2 protein-coding genes are annotated in these 2,105 nt (G+C 73.3%); both read right to left on the reverse strand.

Annotated features, from left to right (window positions below):
- A partial coding sequence (locus tag ACFWEK_RS21075) for a Mur ligase family protein (RefSeq protein WP_430555305.1) occupies positions 1-895 on the reverse strand: 895 nt, incomplete at its 3' end.
- Positions 892-1,974, reverse strand: a complete 1,083-nt coding sequence (gene mraY, locus ACFWEK_RS21080; RefSeq protein ID WP_429762183.1) for a phospho-N-acetylmuramoyl-pentapeptide-transferase — start codon at positions 1,972-1,974, stop codon at positions 892-894. The genes ACFWEK_RS21075 and mraY, both read right to left, overlap by 4 nt.
- Positions 1,975-2,105: the final 131 nt, after the last annotated feature.

Genomic DNA, 2,105 nt, shown 5'->3' on the forward strand with positions numbered 1-2,105 from the left:
GGTGCGCCAGGTCGTCGAGGGTGCCGAGCTCGGCGGCCGTCCGCTGCCGGTCGCGCGCGCCGGGCTCGGCGTGGAAGGCGCGGTCGACGAGCACGTCCTCGACCACGCCCAGCTGACCCGGTCCCGGGGCGCCGAGGGTGAACCCCACGGCGAGGGCGCCCTCGGTCACGTCGGCGTCGCGCACGAGCTGCTCGGTGCGCGGGTCGGCCGCGTTGTACACGCACGCCACCTGCGCGCGGGCGTAGATCCGGCCCTTGTCCGCCGCGTACGCCTCGAGCGACCCGTGCCAGTCGAGGTGGTCGGCGGCCACGTTGAGCACGGCCGCGGCCTCGAACGACGTCGTGAGCGTGTGGTGGAGCTGGAAGCTGGAGAGCTCCACCGCGAGGACGTCCAGCGACGGGTCCTGCGCCGCCTCGACGACCGGGGTCCCGACGTTCCCGACCGCGGCGGCGCGCAGGCCGGCCGCGGTGAGGATCGACGCGAGCATCTCGACGGTCGTCGTCTTGCCGTTGGTCCCCGTGACGGCGAGCCACGGGGCGGGACCGCGCGCCCCGACCGCACCGGTGCGCTCGACCCGCAGCCGCCAGGCGAGCTCGATCTCGCTCCACACGGGGACGCCGGCGGCCCGGGCCGCGGCCAGCAGCGGGGTGCTCGGCGCCCACCCCGGGGACGCGACGACGAGGTCGGCGCCCGCGACGACGCGCTCCGCGACGGCGGGGTCGTCCGCGTCGCGCACGTCGGCGTCGTCCGCGCGTCCGTCGACCGTGACCACCGAGGCCACCCGCCCGGCCGCACCGCCCGACAGGGCGGCGACGACGGCGCGCCCGGTCACGCCGAGCCCGGCGACGACGACGCGGGCGCCGTCGGGCAGCGCCCGCGGGTCGGGCTCGGTCACGTGGCCACCCACTCGGCGTAGAAGACGCCCATGCCGAGCGCCGCGAACAGGCCGGCGATGAGCCAGAACCGGATGACGATCGTGACCTCGCCCCACCCGGACAGCTCGAAGTGGTGGTGCAGGGGCGCCATCTTGAACACGCGCCTGCCCGTCATCTTGAAGAAGCCGATCTGGATGACGTCGGACATGACGATGACGACGAAGAGACCGCCGATGATCGCGGCGAGGATCTCGGTGCGCGACAGGATCGAGATGCCCGCCAGGGCGCCGCCGAGGGCCAGCGAGCCGGTGTCGCCCATGAAGATCTTCGCGGGGCTGGCGTTCCACCAGAGGAAGCCGATGCAGGCGCCCGCGATGGCGGCGGCGACGATCGCGAGGTCCTGCGGGTCGCGCACCTCGTAGCAGCGCGGCCCGGCCGCGGCGAGCCGCTGGCACGACTGGTTGAGCTGCCAGATGCACACGAGGACGTACGCGCCGAAGACGATGATCGACACGCCGGTCGCCAGTCCGTCCAGACCGTCCGTGAGGTTCACCGCGTTCGACCAGGCGGTGATGAGGAAGTTCGCCCAGATCACGAAGAGGATGAGCCCCACCGTGACTCCGGCGAACGCCAGGTCGAGGTTGGTGTCGCGCAGGAACGAGATCCGCGTGGACGCGGGCGTCCGGGCGTTCGCGTTGGGGAACTGCAGCGCGAGGACCGCGAAGCTGATCCCGACGAAGCCCTGGCCGATGATCTTCGCCTTCGGCGTGAGACCCAGGGACCGCTGCTTGCGGATCTTCGTGAAGTCGTCGAGGAAGCCGACCAGGCCGAGGCCCGTCATCAGGTACAGGCACAGCAGCGCCGACGCGCTCGGCGGCCTCCCGGCGACCAGCATGGACACCGCGACGCCGACCAGGGCCGCCGCGATGATCACGACGCCGCCCATCGTCGGGGTGCCGCGCTTGGTGAAGTGGGCGGTCGGCCCGTCCTGGCGGACGAACTGGCCGTAGTTCCGGTGGATGAGGAACCGGATGAACAGGGGCGTCCCGAAGAGGGCGACCAGCCCGGAGACGCCGGCCGAGACGAGGATCGCGATCACGGGGCGACCTCCACGGCCGGTTCGCCGGCCGCCGGCCCGCCGGCGGCGAGCTCGTCACCGAGGCGCCACAGGCCCGACCCGAGGGAGGACTTCACGAGGACGACGTCGCCCGGCTCGAGCGCCTCGGCGAG

It is taken from the genome of Isoptericola sp. NPDC060257 (assembly GCF_042726645.1).
Classification (GTDB): Bacteria; Actinomycetota; Actinomycetes; order Actinomycetales; family Cellulomonadaceae; genus Isoptericola; species Isoptericola nanjingensis.